Here is a 23,223-nt window from a genome sequence, read left to right on the forward strand (position 1 = left end):
CCAGGGTCAGGCGCGCGCGGTCGAAGAAGCAGGGGAAGTCGGAGCAGACGAGGGGGACGGCCCGTCGGCGGCCGTGCGGCGGGCGGCGATGCCCTCGCCGACCCGGGTCGCCGCGGCCGTCATGATGTCGAGGTTCCCCGCGTACTCGGGCAGGAAGTCACCGGCTCCGGCGACCTCCAGGAAGATCGCCACCCGGGCCGGCGAGGTGTCCGTCGCCGGGTCGAACTGCGGGTCGCCGCGCAGCCGGTAGCCCGGGACGTACTCGGCGACGGCGCTCGCCATGCGCCGGACGGACGCGGTGACGGCCGCCTCGTCCACATCGTCCGGCACGGCGCAGAAGACCGTGTCCCGCATGAGCATCGGCGGCTCGGCCGGGTTGAGGATGATGATGGCCTTGCCGCGCCGGGCCCCGCCGATCCGCTCGATGCCCCAGGCCGTGGTCCGGGTGAACTCGTCGATGTTCGCGCGGGTTCCGGGCCCGGCCGAGGGCGAGGCGACGGAGGCCACGATCTCCGCGTACTCCACCGGCACCACCCGGGAGACGGCGTGCACCATCGGAATGGTGGCCTGGCCCCCACAGGTGACGAGGTTGACGTCCGGGGCCTCCAGTCCGTCGTCGAGGTTGACGGCGGGGACCACGGCCGGGCCGAGCTTGGCGGGCGTCAGATCGACGCTCTGGATGCCGAGTTCGGCGTAGCGGGGCGCGTTCGCGCGGTGCACGGCCGCGCTGGTCGCCTCGAAGACGAGGTCCGGCAGCTCCGGGCCGGCCAGCAGCGGGTCGATGCCCTCGTGGCTCACCTCCAGGCCCAGCCCGGCGGCCCGCTTCAGCCCCTCGCTGTCCGGGTCGACGCCGATCATCCAGCGCGGCTCGATGTACGCGGAACGCAGCAGCTTGTACAGCAGATCCGTGCCGATGTTGCCGGGGCCGACGATGGCCGCGCGGGCCTTGCGTCGTGTCGTCGCGTGCGTCATGAGTGGCTGACTCCCAGGTGGTCGGGTGTCCGGCGGGCGCGGGCCGCGGGCGCGGGCCGCGGGCGCGGGGCGCGGCGGTGCCGCCGGTGCGGCGGGAAGTCCGCCGCCGGCACTTCGGCGGCGGCGGACGGCCTGTCGCGGTTCAGGAGAAGGCGATCGAGACCGGACCGAGGCCGCCGCCGAAGCGGGCCGTCCAGGTCTGTCCGGGCGCCACGTCCACGGCGCGGGTGCAGGAGCCGGGCAGCACCAGGTGCCCGGCCTTCAGCCGCACGCCGAAGGCCGCGACCGTGCGGGCCAGCCACGCCACGGCGGCGGCGGGGTCGCCCAGCACCGCGTCGGAGCGCCCGGAGACGGTCTCGTCGCCGTCCGGCCCGTACAGCACCGCGTCGACGGCCCTGCGGTCCACGGCGTCCGGCGGGACGCGGCCGGCGCCGAGCACGTACCCGGCGGAGGAGGCGTTGTCGGCGACGGTGTCCGCGATACGGATGTCCCAGTCCCGGATCCGGCTGTCGATCAACTCGATGGCGGGGACGAGCGCTTCGGTGCCGGCCAGCACATCCTTCTCGGTGCACCCCTCCCCCGGCAGGTCGGCGCCGAGCAGAAAGCCGACCTCGACCTCGATGCGGGGACGGCAGTAGCGCCCGGCCGGCACCGGCTCCCCCTCCCGGAGCGCCATGCCGTCGAGCAGATGCCCGTAGTCGGGTTCGTCGACGCCCATCATGCGCTGCATCACCGGGGAGGACAGCCCGACCTTGTGGCCGGTGACGCGCTCGCCTCGGGTGCGCTCGCGCCAGGCGATGTTGAGCAGCTGGATCGCGTAGGCGTCCGCCGTACCGATCCCGGGGAACGTCTCGCGCAGCGGCGCGACCGGCGCCCTGTCCCGTTCGGCGGCGCGCAGCACGCCGGCCGCCGCGTGCCGCTCGGCCTCGTCCAGCATGGGTACTCCGTTCCTGGTCCGTTCGCTCGCCGGCCCGCGGCCGGGTCACCGACCGTAGGCACGGACGTACGGGGACGGGCCGGACGCTCCCGATGAGCGGGACACCGGGACGCCCCCGCAGCGGGCCGCCGTTAGCGTCCCTGCCCATGGCAGCGGAACGGACGACGGCGCAGGCGGACGCAGGGACAACGGCACGGAGGGCACCGGCCTCGGCACGGCGGGACGACCCCGGGGTGACCTCCGGATCGGTGACGGGGGCGTACGAACTCCACTACCACCGGGCGGGGCCGCCGGACGCGCCGCCGCTGGTGCTGCTGCACGGCTCGGGCCCGGGTGTGAGCGGCATGTCGAACTTCGCGGGCAATCTGCCCGTTCTCGCCCGTACCTTCCGCACGTACGTCCCGGACATGCCCGCCTTCGGGCGCAGCCCCGGCCCGGACGGGTGGAAGGCCCGCTACCCGGTGGTGGCGGCGGAGGCGCTGCGGTTCTTCCTCGACGAACTGGGCATCGAACGCGCCCATCTGCTCGGCAACTCCATGGGCGGCAACGTCGCGGCCGAGTTCGCGCTGGCCCACCCCGACCGTGCGGACCGGCTCGTGCTGATGGGCCCGGGCGGGCTCGCGGTCAACACCTTCGGGCCGGAGCAGAGCGAGGGCACGAAGCGGCTCTTCGCCTTCCTGGCCGAGCCGAGCCGGGAGGCGATGCGTGCCTGGGTGGAGACGATGGTCGCCGATCCGGCCCTGATCACCGACGCGTTGCTGGACGAGCGGATGGCGATGGCGACGGCTCCGGGCGCGGTCGAGCGCGCCCTGTCCGTCTTCGGCACCTTCGCCGATCCGCGTTTCGCCGACGACGCCCCGCTGTGGGCCCGGGCGTCCCGGCTGACCCACCGCACGCTGGTCACCTGGGGCCGGGACGACCGGATGCTGCCCTACGAGGGTGCGCTGTTCCCGTTCCGGCAGCTGCCCGACGCCGAGTTGCACGTCTTCGCCCGCTGCGGGCACTGGGCGCAGGTGGAGCGCAAGGCGGAGTTCGAGCGCGTGGTGGTGGAGTTCCTCACTCGCCCCTGAACCGCGCCGGCCGTGCGCCGGGCGGCACCCGGCGCCCGCCCCGCGCACCCGGCGGGCCCAGCACGCCGAGCGCTCCGCAGACGCCGAGCACGAGCCCGAGGGTGTTCTCGCCCCGGTCCACCGGCCGGCAGGAGCGCAACGGGTCGAGCGTCCGGGCCGGTTCGAGCAGGGCCCAGGCCGTCGAGCCGAGGAGGACGACGGCGAGCGGACGGCGCAGGACGAGCACGCCGGACGCCCCGAGCGGCACCCACAGCAGGACGTTGACGGCGTGGTGCGCGGGCCCACCGGGCAGGGCCCGCGCCGACGCTCCGGTCACACAGGCGCCCAGCCGGTCGGCGACTCCGGATCGCACCTGGTCGGGCAGGGTCAGCGAGACGCACACGGCGGCGGCCAGGAGCAGCGCGAGCACGGCACCGGGCGGCCGGCCGGTCCGCCGGGCCGGCGGCCGCCACACGGCGAACGCCACGACGACGAGGACGACGAACGCGCCTGCCATGACGGCGGCATGGTGCGCACTGGACATACCGGACCTCCGGAGCGTCTCGCGCGGATCGACGGGTCGAGCCGACACCGTCGGGCGCCGCGGCCGGGCCCGGTGTCCCGCTCAGTGGCCGACGCGCGGACCCGATCGGCCAGTTGTCCGGCCTGTCGCGCGGCGGATCTCTCACGACCCGGCCGGCGTCCGGAACCCTCTCCCGGGCAGGGCCCGATGACGGGCCGTTCCATCGCTCCAGGGAGAACCGCCCATGAGGCAACCGCGCTTCCGGCTCGCACGCCGCCGCGCCCCGCTCGCCCCGCTCGCGCTCGCCGCGCTGTTGACCGCGCCCCTCGCCCCGACACCGGCGACCGCCCGGACACCGGTGGCGGGCGCCGCTTCGCCGACGACGGTCGTCCCCGTCCAGCGCAAGTCCTCCCCCACGACCCTGCTGTCGACGCGGACGTACCGGCTGACGGCCGGCGACAAGGTCGCGCTGGACACCGATCCGCTGCGTTTCGAGACCGGTTCGTGGGGTGCGGGGCGCCCGACGAACGTCGGCACCACGCTGCTGCTGACGTGCGTCGGCCCGGACGGCCGGCGCGCCCTGCACGCGCACGACGGGGAGAACCTGACCCCTCAGGAACCGCGCCGGAAGCCCGACATCCGGGCCCTGCTGGAGGCTTCGCGGTCCGGCACCTACCGCTGCGAACTGCGCGCCAGCGCCTATACGAACGCCTGGGCGCGCGGCATGACGGTGCACCTGATCGGCGAGCCGGGGTTCGCCTCGGCGCTCGCCGGGCGCACCGCGTTCACCTGGGACCGGCCGGCCGCCGCCGGCGATCTGGCGCTCGTGCCGGGGCGGGTGGCGGAGCCGATGAACGTGACGCGGCCGGCCGCCGCCGGGGGCGAGCGGATGACGGTCACCGTCGACGCGGAGGTGACCACGTGCAACAACACCCGTGACTACGCGGTCTGTGCCGGGCGCGACCCGTCGGCGTCCGGCGCGGTCTTCCGCTCGTGGCTGGTGGTGCAGGGCCGGGACGCGGCCGGGCGGCCCGTCGGGCGGACCCACCGGAGCGCGGTCGTCACCCGGACCGTGACGGCCGCCAAGCACCACCACATGCTGCACCACACGCTGCCGGCCGCCGTGCCGTCCGCCGCACGCCGGCTCGATGTCCGGCTCAGGACACAGGTGGTCTCCGGTGACCGGATGGTCTTCCACGCCGGCTACGGCTACGCGCACGGCGTCGTCCTGCGCTGACCCCGCCACCACGAAAGCAATCGCATCTCGCTTGCGTTATGGGTTCTAACGAACAAGACTACCCATAGCCTTCGGTGTGCCCGCGCCGCACGGCAGGTGTCCGGCGTGGGCGCACCCCGGTTTCCACCACGACGCGAGGAGAACGCGATGATCTACCACGGCAACCGCTTCACCTTCCGCCCCGGCGTGCCCCGGGAGCAGCTCGACCAGGCCCTGGAGAGCCTGCGCAACCAGGGCCGGGCCATCCCCTCCGTCAGGTCCTTCGTCGTCGGCCGGGACCACGGCGGCGAGTTCGAGTGGGGCGCCACCTTCGTCATCGACGACCTCGACGGCTACTGGGAGTACCTCGTGCACCCGTCCCATCTGCACACCGACCGCGTCGGGCTGCCCCTTGTCGACAGGTTCGAGTCCTTCGACATCACCGACGACCCCGACCCGGAGTTCGGCGCGAAGGTCGCCGCCCTGCACCGGCGCCGCTTCGAGAGCGACCCGGAGCTGACGGCGCTGATCACCGGGCTCGGCTCCTACACCGGCAGCGGAGCACCCGCCCCGCGCCAGGGGTGACGGGCGCCGCCCCGGCCCCGTGAACTTTCCGCCGGGACCGCGCATCACACCGGAGTACGGCGCACAACGGTGAGCGGTCCCGGAAGGGGGGCGGAAGCGATGAGCGGACGGTACCGCGGGGTGGCGGTGGCCACGGGGGTGCCCGGGTGGGGCGGGAACATGCCCGGTTTCGGACCGGGGCGGGACTGAGCGCGGCCGGCCGCACAACGGGGTGCGGCCGGCCGCGCGGGGGCCACGAAATGGCCCGGGGGCGCCCGGGGACCGGCGCGCGGCGACCGGTACCGTCCGGCGCCGGACCGGCCCGGGGCCCGCGAAGGTGACCGATTCCGGTCCCGGCCGCACGGCCGACGACCGGTCAGCCGCTGCCCGCTCCACGGCGTTTCGTACCATCGTCGTCCACACGTACGGTGCGGTTGATCTCGACGTATGGTGAGCGAAGAGGCGGTTCCGCTTCCTTCCGTTCCGCGGGGCCGCATGCCCGCGGGGAACGGACGGCGGAATCGCGGTACCCCACGGGCGGGGCGGTCAAGCAACAGGGAAGGACTGCGGGTTCGAAGATGCAGACGTCTCCCACGTCAGCGAAGGTCGACTCACGGGGGAAACAGCTCGCGGCCCTGCGGCGGAAGGCGTTCACCGGGCGGCAGGCCGAACTGCGGCTGCTGCGGGAACTCATGCTCGACGAGCGGCGCGGCTGCTTCGTCGTGTGGCTGCACGGCATGGGAGGAATCGGCAAGAGCACACTGCTCCAGCGGTTCGGCGACGAGGCGGAGGAGCACGGCCGGTCCTGCCGCAGGGTCGACATGCGCGACATCGAGCCCACGGCCGAGGCGTTCCGCGCCGCGCTCGACGCACAGGGCGGCCACGAGGAGCCCGGCGGCCCCAAGGTCCTGCTGGTGGACTCCGGTGAACTGCTGGGCCCCCTGGAGCACTGGCTGCGGCACGAGTTCCTGCCCGCGCTGCCCGCCGACGCCCTGCTCGTCGTCGCCGGACGGCAGCCGCCCGCCACCGAGTGGCGCACCGACCCGCAGTGGTGGCACGCGCTGCGCAGCGTGCAGCTGTCCAGCATGGACGACGCCGAGGCCGCGCTGCTGCTGCGCAACCGGCACGTCGACCCGGCCGATGTCCCGCTGGTCGTCCGCGCCGCGCACGGCCTGCCGCTCGCCCTGGCGCTGATCGCCGACGCCGTGGCCCGCTGCCCGGGCACGGCCGAGCAGACCCCCCGCTGGGAACTGCGCGACTCCCCCGACCTCGTCGGTGAACTCCTGCGCCTGGTGCTGCGCGAGACGCCCACCCTGACGCAGGCCGACGCCCTGTACGTGCTGGCGCTGGCCCGCGTCACCACCGAGGAGCTGGTGCAGCACGCGCTGGAGCTGCCGCGGCAGGAGGCGCGGCGGCTGTGCGCCTGGCTGCGCGGGCTGTCGTGGGTGCGCAGCACCGGCGAGGGGCTCGTCCCGCACGAGCTGGTGCGGGACGCGCTCGTCGCCGATCTGCGCTGGCGGGGCACCGAGAAGTACGAGCGGCTCTTCCGCCGCGTCCACGACCACTTCGGCCGCAAACTGACCAAGGGCACCGGCGACCGCTGGGCGTTCGGCGCGGGCCTGGCCTATCTGGGCCGGCAGCACCACACCTTCCGCGCCGCCTTCGACTGGCGGCGGGCCGAGAGCATACGGGTGCGCCCCGCCGTCCCGCAGGAGCGGGGCACCGTGCTGGACGCCGTGGAGCGCGAGTTCGGCACCGAGGCCGGGCGCCTGGCCGAGCAGTGGTGGCACCACCGGCCCTCCGGCTTCGTCGTCGTCGAGGACCCGCAGCGCGGGGTGGTGGGCACGCTGGTGGCGCCGGTCGTCGAGCCGGAGGCGGAGGGGCTGCCCGACGACCCGGTCGTGCGGGCGGCGCTCGACCACATCGCGCTGCGGGGGCCGCTGCGGCGCTCCGAGCGGCTGCTGGTGGCCCGGTGGAGCACCAGCGGACACGAGGGCGACATCGGCGCCGGGTTCGCGCTGACCACCCTGTGGGCCAAGACGCCCGGGCTGGCCGTGAGCTGGACGTGCGCGCCCGGGCACCGTCCGGCGCTGTCGGCGGCCCTGAGCCTGTGCGGGCAGCACGCGGCGCCCGCCGTGACCGATGTCGACGGGCGGCAGATCGTCCCGCACGTGCGCGACTGGCGCGTCGGCCCGTTCACCGCGTGGAGCGACGGGCTGCGTGCCCGGCTGCTGGCGGACGAACCGGGCGAAGCGGTCGTCACGGAGGAGCCCGCCGAACCACAGCTTCCCTGGCCGGAGTTCACCGAGGCCGTCAAGCAGGGCTACCGTCATCTCCAGGAGCCGGGGCGCCTCGCGCAGAACGCCCTGCTGGGCACCTCGCTGGTACCGGCCGGCGGGGATGTCTCGGCACTGCGCGAGGTGCTCACCGACACGGTGGCCCGGCTGCGGTCGGACCCCGGCCGCAGGCAGCTCGGCGACATCCTGGAGATCACCTATCTGACGGGGCCGCGCAGTCAGCAGGCCGCGGCGCACCGTGCCGCGCTCTCCTTCAGCACGTACCGGCGGCGCCTGTCCAGCGCGCTGACGCAGGCCGCCGAACTGCTGCGGGAGCGCGCGCTGTACGGGGCCCCGGAGTGACGGCCACCACCCCGCGCCGGCCCGGAAGGACCGGGCACCGGCGAGATCGAGGAAGAGAACGGCGATGAGTGAGACGGAGCAGGACGATACGAAGCGCAGGCAGCGGGCGCGGTTCGCCGACGCGCTGACCACAACCGCCCAACAGCCCGGGGAGCGCTCCCGGCTCGGCGCCCGGGTCGCCGGCGCCGTCGCCGTCCTGGCCCTGGCCGCGGGCGGCACCCTGGGCCTGAGCGCCTGGCGCAGCTACCAGGCCGACGAGGACGCCAAGAAGGAGAAACTGGCCGCCGAGCAGGCCGCGGCACGCAAACAGATCACCAAGTCGCCCTCGGCGACGCCGGAGCCGTCGAAGTCGGAGCACACCCCGGAGTCCGCACCGCGCAAGCACGTCTCCGAGCCGGACCCGGAGCCCTCTACGACCATCCGCGCCCCTCAGGAGAAGAAGACGGAGCAGGATGTGAAGTCCCGCTCCACCGCGAACCGTTCCCGGGTGCTGCTGAAGAACGCGCAGTCCGGGCTGTGCGCCGATCTGCCGTACTACGACGGCGTCGGCGAGACCGGCACCCCGGTCAGCCAGTTCCGGTGCGACGGCACCGACCAGGACAACCAGCTGTGGGACGTACGGGTCAAGCACCCCGGAAAGGGCCCGAACGGGGCCGACCTGGTGCTGATACGCAACGTCAAGGACGGCTACTGCCTGGATCTGCCCGACCTCGGCCCCAAGCCGCCGGGCACCGTCGTCCAGGAGGCCAACTGCCACGAGACGCTCAAGGACAACGAGCTGTGGTGGGTGGACCCGCAGCCGAACCGGACCCTGCTGGTCCGCAACTTCGCCAGCAACAACCTGTGTCTGAAGGTGCCGGGCCCGGACCTGAAGAAGCTGGACAAGCCGCTGGTCATCGGCCCGTGCAACGACGGCGCCACCCGCTGGCGCTTCGTCCGCTGAGCCGGCACCGGCCCCCGCACACCGCCGCCGGCCGCCCTTGAGCGGCCGCGGGACCGCCACCGACCGACCGAGCCGGCCCGTACGGATCTCTCCCGTACGGGCCGGCTCCGTCATGTGCGGCGTCAGCCGGCGGGCGGGGTCCCGTCGAGCGGGGTGCGGGCGCCGCCGACGCCCTCCCAGCACCGGTCGGCGCTCAGCCGGCCCGCGATCCCCGGCATGGCCGACCAGGTGTCGCGCTGGACGCCCTGCTGGTGCAGCCGCTCGGTGCGGGCCTCCTGCACCGCGTTCTCCGCCTCGGTGAACTCCCGTTGGCGGCTGTCGCGTTCGCCGGTCGCCGTGGCCAGCCCCTGCCGGGCCTCGCCCAGGTTCCGCTCCGCCGTCGTCACCTGCCCGGCGGCGGCCGTCGCCTCCCTCTCCCGGTCGGCGACCGTCTCCGTGGCGCCGCGCACGGCCTCGTCCGCGGCGGCCCGGGCGCCCTGTGCGCGCTCCAGGTCCCGCTCGGCCTCCGCCAGCAGATCGCGCAGCGGTGCCAACGCCTCCTCCGCCGGGGGTTCGGCCCCGGCCGGGGTGCGTGTGGCCGCGTCCAGCGCGTCCCGGGTCGCCTGCACCCGCTGCTGGGCCCGGGTCACGCCCTCCAGCGCGTCGTCGAGGGCCTGTTGCGCGGTCGCCAGCTCCCCGCGCGCACCGGCCAGCCGCCCGTCGGCCTCCTGCTGCCGCTGGACGGCACCCTGGTGGGCCTCGGTCGCCGTGTCGAGCGCCGTCTGCGCATCGGTCACCGCGCCCTGCGCCCGCCCGAGTTCCTGCCGTGCCTCCTCCAGCGCCGGCGCCAGCTCCTGCTCCCGGGAGGCCGCGTCGGCCTCGGCCGCCATCGCGTCGGCGTGGGCGACGAAGTTGGTCCGCAGGCTTCCCCAGGCGTGCGCCGTCGTGGGAGTGAGGTCGGTGAGGGTGCCGTCGGCCGCGAACGGCCAGAACCGCAGCCCGGTCGGGCCCCGCAGCACCATCTCCACCGGCCGCCCGGCGGCGACGGCCGTGCGGGAGCCGATGTACAGCGCGCGGGAGAGCCCCGTGCTCTGCGGGTCGGTGCCGACGTCCAGCCACAGCTGCACGCCGCCCTCGCCGTGGCCGATACCGTCGGCCAGCACCCGGGGCAGTTCCGAGAGCGGGTGGCGCCGCCAGTCCCGCAGCGCCTCGTCGGGCTGGTCGGCCAGCAGGCCCGGCAGGTCGTGGACCCGGGAGGCCGTGCGCGGCCCGAGGACGCCGTGGCCGAGCAGATCGGTGTCGAACAGCCGCACCGTGCCGCTGCCGGTGACGTACCGGGTGCCCTCCGGGCCGTGCACGGCGATGACGGCGTCCACCAGCGTCTCGTGGCTGCGGGTGCCGTTGCCGTCCGCGGGCCGTTCGGGCCTGCCGGTCATCAGCCGGTCGCGGTCGACGGCGAGCGCCGAGCCGGCGCCCGAGCGGGAGACCGGCTGCCGGGACAGCACCGGCACCGTGACGCTCACCAGGTGCAGGTTCTCGCCGTTGCCGCTCTCGGTGGACTGGTAGCCCATCGTCGCGACGCTGTTGGACGACGTGGATCCGCTGACGGTCCGGGTGGGCCGCCACAGCCGGTCGACGGCGATGTCCTCCGCTTCCGTGACGGGCCGCGGGTTGTGCAGCGTCACCTCCAGCGTGGGTGTCTGCTCGCCCTGTTCGTCCTCCGGCCAGGCGCCCGGCATGGAGGCGCCGCGCGGTGCCGGGGTGTCCGCCGGTGTGACGGTCAGCCGGCCGGCCTGGATCAGCTCGGCGAACCAGTGTGCCGCCGACTCCGGGTTCTCCCCGTCCGGGATCCGGCCGCCGCCCAGGCCCGGCGCGACGGTCCGCAGGGCCTGTGCCAGCTCCGGGAACGCGTTGAAGCTCTGCACCGGCGTCGGGCCGGACGGCACGACCCGGGGCCCGGGCGTGAACGGCCGTCCCTGCGGCGGCGCCTGCGCGGGCGCGGTCTGCTGCGGCGTCTGTCCCGGTGCGGTCTGCCCGGTCCCGGCCGGCTGTGCGGCCGGCTGCTGTGCCGCGGGCCGCGGCGGGGGCAGGAGCCGGGGGTCCTGCGTGTGGGTCGCGGGACGCAGCGGCGGATCCACCTGGCGCGGCGGCACCGACTCGGAGGCGGTGAACCGCAGGGCGACATCGGCCGGCACATGGACCTCGCGCGGCGGCCTGCCGTGCAGCATCCGCGACAGCCGTCCGATGAGACCGCTGGCGCCGCCCTCGTCGGCCCAGGAGAGCAGCCCGTTGGTGAGCACGCCGCCGACCAGGTCCGGCGGCCAGTTCCAGACCAGTTCGGAGCGCACGCTGCCGACGATGGTGTAGCCGACGACGAAGTCCGCCGCGTTCCCGGTACGCGACCAGAACCGCTGGTCGATCGCGGACTCGGAGCCGATCGTCCGGCTCCGCGACGAGGAGGCCGACAGGACGGGCCCCGTCCGGTCGATCCGGCCCGCGTTGGGCCGCGGATAGCGGGAGATGGGGTTCGCGGACACCTGGAGGGAGCCGCTGGTGCTCCTCGACCCGGACCGCTGGTCGGCCACCTCGATGTCCTGCTGCTCCAGCGCCGTGCCCTCCCCGGCCGGACGGCCGCGCAGCCGGCCCAGCCCGGGCGTCTGGAGCTCCGGCTCGGCGGAGAGCGTGACCTCCACCAGCCGGGTACCGCCCGCCGAGGCGTGCCGGAACCACAGCCGCACCGTGCCGCGCCCCGGCAGGGCCCGCAGCACACCGGGAGCGGTGAGGTCGGCGAGCCGGGTGGCCACGCCGCGCACGAACGCCGAGTGACCGGGCCGGGTCACACCGGGCGCCTCGCTCTCCACGAGGGCGGTGATCTCCCGGTACAGCCGGTCGCGGCTCTCGGTGCGCTGCACCGGGTGCGCGAACTGGGTCACCGACAGCACGGCCGCCAGCCCGGGCTGCCGGGTGCGCACGAAGTGGTCCGGCAGCGGCACCGTCGGCTGAGTCGTCACCGGCGCCGGCAGCCCGGGCACCCCGGCGAACCACTGGGCGTAGCGCTGGAGTTGGCCGGGCGCGAGGGAGAAGTGCATCGCGCGCGGCAGATCCACGGCCACGGTGATCCCCGGCCGGCTGCCCAGGCCGACCGCGTTGGCGGGGCCGTTGCGGGTGCCCCAGCGCAGGGTGATCAGCAAGGTGGCGTCGGTGGTGATGCCGTGCTGGTCGTTCGCCTCCACCGGGGACCGGGTCGTCGTGCTGGACCGGGAGTTGCCGTGCGCGTCCTCGGTCCGCCGGCTGCCGGCCCCCCGCCCGCTCGGGTTGGCCTGGAAGGCCCGCGGTGTGGTGCCGTCCGGCAGCGGGCTGGGCGCCGACTGGAGGCCGGTGACTCCGACGCCGACCTGGTGGGAGCGGGCCACCGAGCGCTGGTGCCCCGAGGTGTCCGTCGAGGACAGGTCCGACTCGCCGTAGGTGTTGTACGAGCCGGTGTGCGTCGGGTTGTGCAGATAGCCCTGGATCTCCAGGGACGCCTCCTGGTCGGCCCCCAGACCCGGCAGCGCCAGCCCCTCGATGAGGTAGGTGCCGTTGAAGATCTGGTGTGCGCGGCCGAGCAGGGCCGCGGGCCGGGTGGCCTGGTGCAGCACCTCTCCGAGGAACGCGCCCTGGTTCTCCGCCGATCCGCCGGCCACGTAGCCGGCGACCCGGTTGCCCGCCGCCGTCACCCAGCCCGGCAGCCGCTGCCCGACCGCCTGGAGGGCGTTGCCGAGCGGGCTCGTGGTGTGCCCGGGGTAGGTGCCGGTCACCAGCTGGTGGAACGCCTCCTGCACGGTGGCGCTGCCGCGGAAGCTGTCGACGAGCGCGTCGTCCGGCAGCCGGGTCAGCCCGGGCAGGGGCTGCCCGTTCCGGTCCGTCCCGCCGAGCCGGCTGTGGTCGGACCGCGGGCCGTCGTTGACCGGCTCACGGATGGTGTCCCGCGGCGGCGGCGCCGCCGGGCCGATGAACGGCTCGACGGTGTGGTGGTGCGGCACCGCCAGCCGGATGTGGCCCGGCACGGTGGGCCGCGCCCCCGCGGGCCGCGCCGTCGGGAGGCCCTGCTGTGTCGACGCCGGCGCCGACGCCGAAGCCGACGAGGAAGAGGCCGCCGAGGACGACGACGCACCGGGCTGCCCGGACGCGGGATCGGCGAACCGGACAACCGGTTCCGTCGCCGTCCCCTCGTACAGGTCCAGGCCCAACAGGGCCGGGACGTCGAAGAGTTCGGTGCCCGCCGCCATGGCGATGGCGAACTGGTCCGTGCCGAAGGCGGAACCCTGCGAGCGGGTGCGGGAGTACGTACGGCCCCCGGTGTAGTCCGCCGTGGTGTCCACGGCCCAGCGGCCGGCGTGGCCGAGCGGCCAGCGCGGGCCGCCGCCCCCGCCCGCCGTCCAGCCCAGCACGTTGCCGCGGCTGTGCGCGCCGTGGGTCTCGTAGGAGGCGACACCCATCGTCTCCACACCGGGCAGCCTGCGGCTGTGCTCGGCGTGCCGGCTGTGGTCGCGCTGCACCCCGAACCTGAGCTGGACCCGGCGGGTGCCGGTCATCCTTCCCGGCACCTCGAACCATGCGCGGCGCCCGCCGTCCACGGCGTCCGGCACCGAGGTGGGCAGCCCGAAGTCGGAGCGCATCTGGTGGAAGCGCCGCAGATTGATCAGCTGGGCACGGACGCGCGGCCCGTCCAGCGTCGCGCGGGTGTGGTCGGCCGGCGGCAGGAAACCCTCGGCACGCAGCCACTCCTCGGCCCGCTCGAACATGGCCCGGGCGCCCTCGACCCGCAGCGGGGTCGCCGCCGTGCCGATGCTGTCCAGGTTCTCCAACGCCTCGGGCAGCGCCCGGCGTTCCGTCGGCGTCGGCCGGTTCCCGAGCGCGGTCTGCCGCTGCGGCAGCCGCATCCGGACGCCGTCCTCCCACGGGCCGAACGTGCGCTGGATCGCGCCGCCGCCGGCCGGTACCAGCGTCACCGTGTACTGCACGGCGGCCGGTGCCACCAGATGGCCCTCTGCGGTGTACAGCGCGTGCGTCAGCGTGGCGCTGCTGCCGGAGCCGAACGCGTCGCTCGTCTGCCAGCTCGCCCCGGCCTTGCCGAACACGCCGCCGCCGATGAGGGTGGCCGCGTTCGGGTGCCCGGCCGCCTGGTCCGGCGTGAACTGCGGTCCGCCGCTGCCGTCCAGGCCCGCGCCGCTGGTGAGCCGCGACGCGCTGTCCACGGACGAGGTGTGGGCGAGATAGGTCTCCAGCGAGAACTGGCCGTCGTGGGTCCGCGACCGCGCGGCGCCCGGCCGGAACACGGCCTCCAGACGCACCACACCGATCGGGTTGCCGGACTCGTCCTGGAGCACCGGCGAGAACACGCCGCCGCCGTGGTGCAACGGGGCGCCGCCGCGCTGCATCTGCTCGGACAGGAAGCCCGTCAGATCGTTGCGGGAGGTCTCGTCCATGCCGCGCAGCGGGGCGAAGTCCTCGTCGGTCAGCACCTCGTCGAGCAGCCGGCCCGGCTCGGTGACGTCGTCGACCCCCCACAGCGGAAGGTCGCCCAGGCCCGCCGGCTCGGGCAGATCCTGTGTGCTGCCGTCGCCGAGTGCCGCGTGCTCGGGGAACCAGGCCGTCACCCGGCCGTGCTGCCGCTCCGGGCTCCAGGCGTCCCCCGGCGCGTTCCGCGGGGTGTCGGTACGCAGCTGCCAGGCGCTCATGTAGCTCACGGCCTGCGCCGGGTCGGTCGACCGGTGCACCGAGGTGACCTGCACGGAGTCGCCCGACGTCACCGACTCGGACAGCTGGTTGTGGGTGAGCGAGAGCGTGAGCGAACCGTCGAACCAGCGCAGCGGTCCCGCCGGCCCGTTGTAGATCGCGATCCACGGGATCGGCACCGTGCGGTAGGTGCCGGAGCTCTCCGTGCTGGAGGACGACTGCGCCGCCTCGCTGCGCCGCTCCACCGCCCGGTGGCGCGGCACCATGGAGACGCTGCCCGCCCCCGGCGCCGGACGGGCGCCGGTGAACCGCATCCGCACATCGACGGTGCGCTCCCGGCCGCCGATGTTCAGCGTCACCCGGTGGCCGCGGCTGCTGCGGATGTAGGGCAGGTTCAGCGCGATCTCCGTGGCGCCCAACTGCTCCTGGAGCTGCGGCAGCGCCTCCCGTGCGGCGTCGCTGTCGGGTGCGATGCCGAGCGAGTCCAGCACCTGCCGGTGCAGCGGCCCGAGCACCTCCTCCGGGACGGGCTCGTACAGCACCAGGCCGACGCTGCCGTCGTGCCGCACGCCGTGCCCCATCACATAGGGCGACAGCGCGGGCTGTTCCTCCTGGGCCCGCGGGCCGGTGGGCTCCTCGTCTTCGCTGCCGAAGCCGCTGCCGCCGCTGCTGCCACCACTGCTGCCGGAGCCACCGCCGGTTCCGGACCCCCCGCCCACGGCGGAACCACCGCCGGTGGCCGTCCCGTTGGCGGCCGTCCCGTTGGCGGCCGGGACGTTGGCGGCCGGGACGTTGACGGCCGGATTGTTGGCGACCGTGCCGTTGGTGGCGCCCCCGGTGGTGCCGCCGCCGGCGGTCGTGCCGGTGTTCCCGGGGGCGGTGTGCTCGGAGGTGTGCTCGGAGGTGTGCCCGGACGTGTGCTCCGTTCCGGGCGACGTGGACGGGACCACCGGCCCGGCAGGTGAGGAGTTCTCCGAGGCGGCGGGCGTCCTGGGCTCCGGAGCGGCCGGCTCCACCGGCGTGGAGTTCGCCGGCTGCGGGACGGGCCGCGGATCCGAGCCGAAGAAGACCTCGGCACCCTGTCGGCCCGCGCTCCCGGCCGGCCGCTGCGGCGCCGCGGGCGGAGCCGGGGTCGTCGGCCGGACCGGACGCTGCTGCACGGGCGGCGGCGCGGTCTGCTGCTCGGCCGGGGGACCGGAGTACGTGCCGACGGGTTCGGTGCCCGCCCAGGGCGAGGTGTAGGGACCGCCCTGCGGGAACCGCACCAGGACGACGTCCCGCCCCTCCCCCGGGCCGGCGCTCCACCGGCTGCCGTCCGGGAGGAGCACCGTCAGATCGAGCCCCAGCAGCGGGGCCGCCACGGTGAGGGTCTGCTGTTCGGAGACGGCGTCGGACCGCCCGCTGCGCACCGCCTGGATCACATCGGCGCGGACGTCGTCGGAGAGCGGGCCGGCGCCCGCGGCCTCCGGGTCGGCGAGCGCGTCGAGCGCCGGCCAGAACCGCTGCTCGGACGGTGGCCTGGCCAGGTCGGCGGTGAGCGCGTCGGCGAGCGCCCCGCGCAGCTCGTCCAGTGCGGCGGGCCGGCTGGGCTGACCCACCAACTGTCCGGTCTCGCGCGGCGCGACGGCGAGGATCGCATGCCCGAGCGCGTCGTCGACCGCCGCCACGTAGACCGGCGACAGGCCCATGTCGGAGAGCATGCCGGTCTGGTCCACGGGCCCGGTCGGCTGAACCGGAGCGGCCGTCTGCCCACCGGACGTGGCGACGGCGTTGGCACCGCTGCGCGTCTCGCCGTGCGTGTCGCCGTTCGTGCCGAGGTTCGTCTCGGTGCTCGTACCGCCGTTGGTGCCGACGTGCGTCTCGGCGTTCGCGCCGCCGTTGGTGCCGACGTGTGTCCCGGCGTTCTCGTCGCCGTTCGTGCCGACGTGGGTGCCGCCGTTGGTGCCGGGGTTCGTGTGTGTCTCGCCGCCGGGGGTGACTTCGGCGGGCGGGTGCGTCCCGGCCGTCTGCTGCGTGGGCGGCTCGGCCGTCGTGGTCCCGCTGCCGCCCGTGCGCGGCCCCATACGGGGACGCGACTCGGGAGCGGCGGGAGGCGTCCCGGTCGACGCCGGCTCCTCGGGCGTCAGGGAAGCCCCCGAGGTCCCCGAAGTCCCCGGCGTGGTGGGCCCGTTGGCCGCGGACTCCTCGGCCGGGGGCCCGGTGTGGGTCTGCGTCCCCGTCGTGTCCCCGACCAGACGGGTGGTGCCGATCGTCCCGGACAGGTCGGTGAGGGGGATCTCCTCCACGGTCATGGTGGCCGTGCTGCTGCCGCCGCCCGGCGGGGCCGGGTGGGCCGTCGGCGCGGAGGCGGGGGCCGCCGCGTAGCCGGCCACCGGCCTGCCCTGGGACGCCTCGTGCAGCAGCCAGGCGAGGACGTCCTTCGTCAGGGTCGGATCGGCGTTCCAGCGGCGGGCGTTGCCGGCCGAGATGTCCTGGAGGAGGCCCCAGGTGAGCGGGCCGTCGTCCACCTGTCCACCGCTGTTCAGCCGCTCCCTCTCCAGCGCGCCGAACCCGCGGATCAGATTGTGGAACTCCGAGGCGCGGCCGGGCGCGGTGTCGATGTCGACGCCGAACAGCAGCCGCAGCGCACGGATCCAGCGCAGCACCCGGGTGGTGCGGCGGGACAGGTCCTGCGGCAGCCCCGCCAGATCGGCGAGCTGGGTCAGCACCGTGGCGCCCGGCTCGGGGCGGAACTCCAGCCACCTGCCCTCGGGCGCGTTCACCCGGTCGAACTTGATCAGCCGGGGCGCCACGTCGCCTTCCTGGCCGGCGGAGCCCACGGGCCGGTCGGAGGCGAAGACGGTACGGTCCACGCCCGTGGACACGTCCTGCGCGGAGGGCGGGAAGCGGAGCGGATCACGGCCCGGCCTGAACATGCCGATCTCGCACCACAGCAGCCACACGGGCCAGTCCCGCGGCATGCTCTGGAGGCTGGGGCGGCGACGCAGGATCCCGGCCAGCTCCCCGCTGGGGATCGCCTGGTTGGCCCGGGTGCTGCGCCTAGGCACCGTCAGCCTGCTGGTGTCGCCGTGGCCCACGGAGACATAGGAGTTGGCGAGGCCACGCGGCAGATCCCGCAGTCCGCTCTCCTGGTCCCGGCTGATCGGGGGCAGGCCCTCCTCGAAGTCGGTGTACTGGGTGGCCCGCGACACCTCCCGCAGCAGCGCCTCCCGGATGGCCATGTCCTGGTTGTCCAGGAAGGCACGTCCGTTCAGGCCGCGGCCCTCCGCCGTGGTGAGCGTGAACGAGTGGATGTCGTCCTCGGAGAAGACGGTGCCGTCGTTCGCGGTCACCATGGCGCCCCGCCCGTCGCCGGACAGCCCGGGACGGCTGGGGAAGAAGATGCCCACCGGGCGCTGACCGGGCTGGGTGTCCAGCAGGTCGATCGACCTCGGGCCCTGGCCGTCGGCGGGCGGAGTCAGGGCGAACACGCCGTCGGTGGACCAGACATGCTCGTCCGTCTGGTCGGCGACCGCGCGGGGCAGCACCTCGGCCCTGCCCTCGGCGCCCGGCACCAGCAGCAGGATCTCGCTGTTCGGCGGCCGCTCCGGATCCCGGGTGATCAGTTCGACGAAGACGTCGTCGTCGGTCGGCAGGGCGTTCCCCTGCGCGTCCCGCACCAGGAGCGCGCCGGTACCCGGATCCCGCTCGGCGATCACGGTCCAGGGTGTGGGCCGCCACAGCGCGGGCGTGGACGTGATCCCCTCGGCCGTCGGCCGGCGCACCTGGCCGGTGTCCACCTGGAAGCCCGTCTCCGAACCCCAGTTGCGTCCGGTCAGGGTGCCGTCGGCGCCCGGCAGCGCCGCGGTGCCGCCGAGCGCGCCCCGGCCGTACAGGACATAGGCGGAGATCGAGGGGATGCTGTCGGCCCAGCCGCGCCGCCGTGCGCTCGCCACCGTCTGGAGCAGCGTCATCACGGCTTCGGGCTGCACCGGAGCGGCCGGGTCGGTGTGGAAGACGGCGCGCGTCATCCCGGGCAGATCGATCGGCCCCGAACCGAACCGGGGGTGGCCCGCCCGCGCGTTCTCCAGCGCGGCGACGGAGCCGACCAGACCGCCCAGCGACGGGTGCTGGGCGATACCGGGCCCGAAGACGTCCTGGAGCGTCGTCATGATGTCGCGGGTGGACACCCCGGTGGGCGGCGGGAACAGCGACTCCATCGACTCCGGCACGGGCGTACCGCCGCCGGTGAACGTGGCCGCGGGGGCGAGCCCCGGCACGAGGCTCTCGGCCGGCAGCGGTCCCGCGGGGGCGGGCGCCGGCGGGTGCGGCTGGGGCACGAGGGTCGACTCGGCGCGGTCGAAGAGGGCCCGGAAGCCGGCGAACGCCTCGTTCTCCGCGTCGGTGGCGAGGACCGGGTTCTCCCGGGGCTCCTGCTGCCTCGGCGCGGGCCCGTACAGGTTCTCCAGCAGCGGCAGCATGCCGGGTTCGTTGGCCTCCACCCACTGCACACCGTTGTTGCGGGGCTGCCCGTTGTACGGGTCGATGCCGTGGTTGGTGCCCAGGTAGGCGTTGCTCAGCTGCGCGAACCACTCGTGCTGGTTCTGCGCCGAGTAGTTGGGCAGCGGCCCGTCCGGCCAGACCGCGGCGTCGCCGAGGTCCTGGAGGTCCCAGAACCTGTCGGTGATCTGCTGCCGTTCGTCGGGGGTCAGCCCGTAGTGGTGCAGCGCGTGGGCGAACTCGTGCGTGGTGGTGGAGTAACCGTCGTGGTAGCGCACGGCGTTCGGCACCGTGGGCGACTCACCGAGCAGGTTCTCCTCGGAGACCAGCACATTGCCCTGGAGCTGGATGCCGCGGATCGGGTCGTAGGGACGGCCGTCCGACGACTGGAGGCCGTGGAGCGCACGGAACGGGTCCAGCGCGGTCAGGGGCACGTCGCGGGGCGCCACGAAGACCCGGACACCGGCGTCGAGCAGCCGGCCGGCCGCCTCGGGGTTGTGCAGCATCGCGCCGATCAGCCCCTGCACCCGGCCCCGCGCCGAGATCGGCTGGTGCACTCCCTCGGGGGTGCGCACGATCAGCTCCGCCACCACCCGGCCGAAGTCCGGCGCGCTGAGGGAGTCGCGCAGGGTGTGCACGAGGTCCCGGTCGGACGCCAGCGCGTCGAGGTCGGACTCCGGCAGGAGGGTCAGCTCCGAGGTGCGCTGCTCCGGCGTCATCCCGGGCAGCCGCCCGGCCAGATCCGCGAGCGGCCCGGACAGCTGCGGGGCGTGCTGCCCCGGCCCTGCCGTCTGCGAGCCGGACGCCTGCGAGCCGAACGCCTGCTGCCCGGAAGGCTGCGTGGACGACTGCTGCCCGGAAGGCTGCTGGTGTCCGGGCGGCTGCGACGACGCTCCGGTGGGCGCCCCCGTGGACGCGGGCGGCTGCGCGGTGGGGTCCGTCGCCGCCGGCGGCTGCGCGGGAGTCTCCACAGCGGCAGGCGGATGGGCCGGGGACTCCGTCGCCGCGGGCGGCTCCACCGTCATCGTCGTGGAACCGGAACCGGAACCGGAACCGGAGGCGGAGCCCGGCGGCGGGAACGCGGGCGGACCCATGGGCTGCAACGGCCCGCCCACCAGCGGCAGTCCGTACCGCTCGCGTGCGTCGTTGTACAGCCCGACGGACAGCCCGGCCAGGGTGTCGAACTCCTGGATGACCGTGGACTCGTCCGACTGCCGGGGAGCGTAGGCACGCACCTCCAGCCGGACGACGCCGGGGTTCAGCACCGGCACACCGTTGATCGGATTCCGGTCCAGCGACGTGAAGTTGGTGCGTACCGCCAGCGCCTCGTGCTGGTCGACGATCCGGGGCGGATCGTCCAGCAGCAGATTGTCCAGATAGTCGCCGATGGTCGCCCGGGGGCCGCCGTGGCCCCAGTCGATCGGCAGCGGAGCCGACAGCAGATCGGACCGCTGCGGCCCGGCATGGGCGGTGTAGGACTCGGCGAACGCCTCGGCGATGTCGTCCGCGTACCGCTCCGTGAAGGCACGCGGCACCGGGCCGAGCGCGCCCCGGATCGCCCCCAGCGACTCGCGCGACGTCACGGCCGTGAAGTCCTTCGGCCACGCCATCCCGGAGGTGCGGCCCCGCGCGGCGGCGGCGACCTGTGCGTAGCCGAGGGTGAGCGCACCGCCCAGCTCCGCGACGTCGAAGGGCCGCGCGGTCTGCGCCCACTCCGGGTGCCGACGCAGCCAGTCACGGAACCAGGAGCTCATCTGCCGGCCGAAGCCGACCGCGGCGGACGCGTCGGTGTGCGCGGCCCGGGTGACGGGATTGTCCTGCCGCATCTCGCCGGCCACGTGCTCGACGAACGGGATGACCCCGGAGAGCGGGGTGGTCGCCGTGTGGTGCACCAGCATCGTGCCCCAGCCGGCCTCGTTGGTGCGCACCCGGACATCGCCGGCGAGCACGTCGACCTCGTACCCGGCCTCGGACGGGAAGATCCGTTGCAGGCTGGTGTTGCTCGGCGCGTTCTGGAGCCTGGTCACCACGTCGTGGAAGGCGGTCCGCACCACGCTGTGGTCCAGCCGGCCGTCCGGCCGTCCGCCGGTCAGCCCGCTGGCCGGGGAGGACACGACCTCCAGGATCGGTACGTCGCCGACGTGGTCCAGCGTGATCTCCAGAACGCCCGGCAGGGTCACGAGGACGCCGAACTCGGTGGAGTGGGTGCCGACCGGCAACACCAGCCCGAACTGGTGCAGTTCGACCTCGAAGCCGGTGGCGGGCGCGTAGCCGTCGACCATCACCGGCGGACGGCGCAGGTCCGGCGGCGGGATCGGCGCGGGACGCTGCCCGTGCCCGGCCCGGTGCGAGCCGGACGGGCCCGCGACGGTGGACTGCCGCGACGGGCCGGCCGCCGCCCCGTCGAGGTCGTACATCCGCTGCCGGACCGCGTTCTCCAGCTGGGTGACCGCGGGCCACCGGCTGCTGCTGGGCGACTTGTCGGCCTTCCACGCCCGCGTCGCGTCCAGCACCCGCTGGTAGTCGCCCAGGCCGGGCCGCGACGGCAGTGCGGCGACGGCCCGGTCGATGTTCCGCACGCCCGAGGAGCGGCCCTGCCCGCGCACGTTCGACACCTGCGCCCAGTCCCGGATCGGGTCGTACGACGACCCGCCGCCCGAGCGGCTGCCCGAACCGCCGCCCGAACCGTGCCGGGAGGACGAGCCACCGCCGGAGCCGTGGCGGGAGGAGGAGCCACCACCGGAGCCGTGCCGGGAGGACGAACCCCACCCCGGCGGCGCCAACGCCGGCTCCGCCCCGTCCGCCACCGGCCCGTGCCCGGACCCGCGCTCCTGGCTGTTCCCGTTCCCCTGCGCCTGCGCCGGCTCCTGCCCGGCCCCGTGCGCCTGCTCCTGCCCGGGCCCCTGCTCTCGGCCGAGCCCGTGCGCCTGCCCCTGCTCCTGCTCCTGCTCCTGCTCCTGCCCGGACTCGTGCGTCTGGCCGAGCCCGCTCTCCGGGCCGTGCTCCGAAGCGGCCGGGGGCTGCTGCTCCTGCCCGGGAGTGGCCGCAGGGCCCTGCCCCGAAGCGGCTGGAGACTCCTGGCCCGAAGCGGCCGGAGGCGGCGACTGTTCCTGCCCGGAAGAGGCCGCAGGCTCCTGCTCCGACGAGGCCGCAGGCTCCTGCTCCGAAGCGGCCGGAGGCTGCTGCTCCGAGGAGGGCGGAGGCTCCTGCTCCCCCTGCGGTGCGGCAGCCGGCGGGCGCCCCTGCTCCGAAGTGGCCGGGGACTGCTCCCCGTTCGGGGCGGACGCGACGCCCGGGGCCGGTGTCCGCGGGCCCCGGATGAGGGAGCCGAGCAGGGCGTTGGCCGGGAGGTGCCCACCGCGGGCGTACTCCGCCGCGACGAGCAGCACGACCTCGTCCGGCCGTGCCACCACACCGAGCGGGTTCTCGCCCGGTGCGACCTCGCCGATCCGGTCGCCCACGGCCTGCTGCGCCCACTGGATCGACTCGTCCGCCCGTCCCGGCGGCAGAGCGGGGTCGCCCAGCCGCTGCCGTGCGGCGTCGATGTCGAACCGCTGCGCCCCCGGGTGCCGGTGGAGGTCCGGCCCGACGGGCGTCGCCGTGACCGGTGTCTCCTCCGCCGTCTCCGCCGGTGCGCCGCCGCGTGTCCCGCTCCCCGCCGGAGGCTCGGGCTGCCGCGTCCCCTGCGGTTCGTTCTGCCGACCGTCCGGCTGCTGCCCGGACCGTCCGCCCGGGACGCCCGAGCCCTCCGCGGGCCGGCCCGACTCCCCGGCGCCCTCGGCCGGTTCCTGCCGCACCGGCCCCGACGAGGTCTCCCTTACCGGAGCAGAAACCTCCTCCGAGCCGCTGCCCTGCGCACCCTTGCCCTGCGCACCGGACCCCGGGACCGTCTCCTCGGCCGACGTTCCGCCCGGCTTCGAGGCCGGACCCGTGCCCGTGGACGACTCCTCCTCCGACTTCGAAGACGAGCCCGAACCGGCAGGCGCATCACCCGACTTCGGCGACGAACCCGTCGGCGACTCCTCACCCGGCTTCACCGAGGGCGTCTCCTGCGAGGACCCGCCGGAACCGCCGCGCTGCGTACCGCCGGGCGCCTCACCACCGGCAGGGGTCTCCACATACGTCGCGCTGCCGTTGCCGTCGTTGGAGCGCAGTCCACCGCTCTCCTGGCCCGACGAGCCCCCGCCCGGACGGCCACCGCCCC

At 75.0% G+C, this 23,223-nt stretch carries 9 protein-coding genes and 1 pseudogene; 6 read left to right on the top strand and 4 right to left on the bottom strand.

Annotated elements, in window-relative coordinates:
• Positions 1–6 precede the first annotated feature (6 nt).
• Positions 7–972 (bottom strand): acetaldehyde dehydrogenase (acetylating), encoded by a 966-nt coding sequence (locus SCA03_RS26295; RefSeq protein ID WP_051846190.1) that lies wholly within the window; start codon positions 970–972, stop codon positions 7–9.
• A gap of 142 nt (positions 973–1,114) precedes the next feature.
• A complete protein-coding gene (locus SCA03_RS26300) occupies positions 1,115–1,909 on the bottom strand; it encodes a 2-keto-4-pentenoate hydratase (RefSeq protein ID WP_030887646.1) in 795 nt (264 codons plus the stop codon).
• A gap of 146 nt (positions 1,910–2,055) precedes the next feature.
• Between SCA03_RS26300 and SCA03_RS26305 the strand changes: the two genes are divergently transcribed.
• Positions 2,056–2,979, top strand: coding sequence for an alpha/beta fold hydrolase (locus SCA03_RS26305; protein ID WP_086814992.1), 924 nt, complete (start codon positions 2,056–2,058; stop codon positions 2,977–2,979).
• On the opposite strand, the gene SCA03_RS26310 is transcribed toward SCA03_RS26305, so the two are convergent.
• The gene (locus tag SCA03_RS26310) at positions 2,966–3,502 is read right to left on the bottom strand and encodes a hypothetical protein (RefSeq protein ID WP_086814991.1); all 537 of its coding nucleotides are present in this window, start codon (positions 3,500–3,502) and stop codon (positions 2,966–2,968) included. The genes SCA03_RS26305 and SCA03_RS26310 overlap by 14 nt on opposite strands.
• A gap of 223 nt (positions 3,503–3,725) precedes the next feature.
• Here SCA03_RS26310 and SCA03_RS26315 point away from each other — a divergent pair, with 223 nt between their 5' ends.
• From SCA03_RS26315 to SCA03_RS26330, 4 genes are all read left to right on the top strand, one after another.
• Positions 3,726–4,718, top strand: a complete 993-nt coding sequence (locus SCA03_RS26315) for a hypothetical protein (protein WP_030888552.1) — start codon at positions 3,726–3,728, stop codon at positions 4,716–4,718.
• A gap of 147 nt (positions 4,719–4,865) precedes the next feature.
• Positions 4,866–5,282 carry a Dabb family protein gene (locus tag SCA03_RS26320; protein ID WP_030887633.1) on the top strand — a complete coding sequence of 139 codons (417 nt, stop codon included), beginning with the start codon at positions 4,866–4,868 and terminating at the stop codon, positions 5,280–5,282.
• A 557-nt stretch (positions 5,283–5,839) separates the two neighbouring features.
• Positions 5,840–7,900: a hypothetical protein gene (locus tag SCA03_RS26325; protein WP_086815586.1), complete on the top strand. Its 2,061-nt coding sequence runs from the start codon at positions 5,840–5,842 to the stop codon at positions 7,898–7,900.
• A gap of 64 nt (positions 7,901–7,964) precedes the next feature.
• A complete protein-coding gene (locus SCA03_RS26330; RefSeq protein WP_030887629.1) occupies positions 7,965–8,843 on the top strand; it encodes an RICIN domain-containing protein in 879 nt (292 codons plus the stop codon).
• Positions 8,844–8,965: 122 nt separating this feature from the next.
• Here the strand turns inward: SCA03_RS26330 and SCA03_RS26335 are convergent, their stop codons facing one another.
• Positions 8,966–22,816, bottom strand: a complete 13,851-nt coding sequence (locus tag SCA03_RS26335) for a lonely Cys domain-containing protein (RefSeq protein WP_086815585.1) — start codon at positions 22,814–22,816, stop codon at positions 8,966–8,968.
• A 64-nt stretch (positions 22,817–22,880) separates the two neighbouring features.
• On the opposite strand from SCA03_RS26335, the pseudogene SCA03_RS35815 reads away from it, so the two are divergent.
• Positions 22,881–23,223 (top strand): annotated as a pseudogene (locus SCA03_RS35815) (hypothetical protein); the annotation flags it as partial.

Source organism: Streptomyces cacaoi, from assembly GCF_006539165.1.
In the GTDB taxonomy this organism is placed as follows: domain Bacteria; phylum Actinomycetota; class Actinomycetes; order Streptomycetales; family Streptomycetaceae; genus Streptomyces; species Streptomyces cacaoi.

Excerpts from the sequence above, each read along its gene's own strand:
- SCA03_RS26295 (WP_051846190.1), bottom strand. The coding sequence starts at position 972 with ATGACGCACGCGACGACACGACGCAAGGCCCGCGCGGCCATCGTCGGC.
- SCA03_RS26300 (WP_030887646.1), bottom strand. The coding sequence starts at position 1,909 with ATGCTGGACGAGGCCGAGCGGCACGCGGCGGCCGGCGTGCTGCGCGCC.
- SCA03_RS26305 (WP_086814992.1), top strand. The coding sequence starts at position 2,056 with ATGGCAGCGGAACGGACGACGGCGCAGGCGGACGCAGGGACAACGGCA.
- SCA03_RS26310 (WP_086814991.1), bottom strand. The coding sequence starts at position 3,502 with ATGTCCAGTGCGCACCATGCCGCCGTCATGGCAGGCGCGTTCGTCGTC.
- SCA03_RS26315 (WP_030888552.1), top strand. The coding sequence starts at position 3,726 with ATGAGGCAACCGCGCTTCCGGCTCGCACGCCGCCGCGCCCCGCTCGCC.
- SCA03_RS26320 (WP_030887633.1), top strand. The coding sequence starts at position 4,866 with ATGATCTACCACGGCAACCGCTTCACCTTCCGCCCCGGCGTGCCCCGG.
- SCA03_RS26325 (WP_086815586.1), top strand. The coding sequence starts at position 5,840 with ATGCAGACGTCTCCCACGTCAGCGAAGGTCGACTCACGGGGGAAACAG.
- SCA03_RS26330 (WP_030887629.1), top strand. The coding sequence starts at position 7,965 with ATGAGTGAGACGGAGCAGGACGATACGAAGCGCAGGCAGCGGGCGCGG.